We start from the raw sequence: 1,026 nt of genomic DNA, 5'->3' as shown, positions 1-1,026 counted from the left end.
GGCGCACACTCACCTCGGAGCTGGTGACCTTTTTCAGGCCCTGCGCAGTTTGCACCCGCAAGGCACCCACCTCGTCCACGCCCATGGCCGTACCACCCAAGCCGTCACTGAAGCTGACCTCCAGCCCACCCAGCGCGTCCAGCTCATTAAAGCGGGCCTGAAAGGGCTGAAACCCATGCACCTCAAACACCTTGATGGCCTGCACCAGTGGCTCCACGATGCGCAGCAGAGCCTGCGGTGCGTCCAGCCCTGGCAGCACTTGCTGCAACCAGGCGGGCGGTGTGCGCATGCCCGTGCCTTCGCGCTCCCGAATGTTGAGCCCCACGCCCACCACGGCATAACGGGTGTCGCCAAAGCTGGCGGTCTCGATCAGGATGCCCGCCAGCTTGCAGTCGTGCAGCCACACGTCGTTGGGCCACTTCAGGCGCAAATCAGGGTGCAGGCTTTGCACCACGCTCACGCCCACCGCCAGCGACAGGCCGGACCAATCTTGCGGCGCCAGAGGCAACCCCAGCGAAAAAGTCAGGGAAGCGGGCCCACCAGCGTTGGTCTTGTCGTCACTCACCCACTCCCGCCCCAGGCGGCCACGGCCCGCGGTTTGCTGCTCAGCCACCAGCAAAATGGGCTCCAGCTGGCCGGCCCGCGCACGGCGCATCAGCTCGGTGTTGGTCGAGTCCACCTCGGGCAGCACTTCGACCGTGAAGCCAGGCACATCAGGTGCCACGGCTTCCCAGATTGCCTCGGCGGGCCAGCGTATCGGGCTGCGCATGGGGGCGTTCAGCGGCGACCGCGCTTGGGCGCCAGCAGCGTGCTGCGGCAGTTTTGGGCACCGCACCAGCAGGGGTACTCGGCCTTGAGTTTGGCGGTGTAGCGCTCGTCAATGATCAGGCCGTAGTCGTAGTTCAGCTCTTCGCCCGCCGGAATGTTGCGCAGGGCTTTGATGAAGATACGCCCGTCTTGCTCGTCCGCTTCACAGTTAGGCGCACACGAATGATTGATCCAGCGCGACGAGTTGCCCCCAAACAG

General features: G+C 65.1%; 2 protein-coding genes. Both read right to left on the bottom strand.

Going from position 1 to position 1,026, the window contains the following annotated elements; translation table 11 throughout:
- Positions 1–769: biotin--[acetyl-CoA-carboxylase] ligase (locus tag AC097L_RS26370; protein WP_479589641.1), on the bottom strand; the 769-nt coding region annotated here is incomplete at its 3' end.
- Between the two features lie 8 nt (positions 770–777).
- Positions 778–1,026 (bottom strand): SET domain-containing protein (locus tag AC097L_RS26365; protein ID WP_479589640.1); only part of this gene is annotated, 249 nt, incomplete at its 5' end.

Source organism: Rhodoferax sp. RT5P35 (assembly GCF_056521385.1).
The sequence above is the reverse complement of the archived record's forward strand: the minus strand, read 5'-3'. Positions and strand labels throughout refer to the sequence as shown.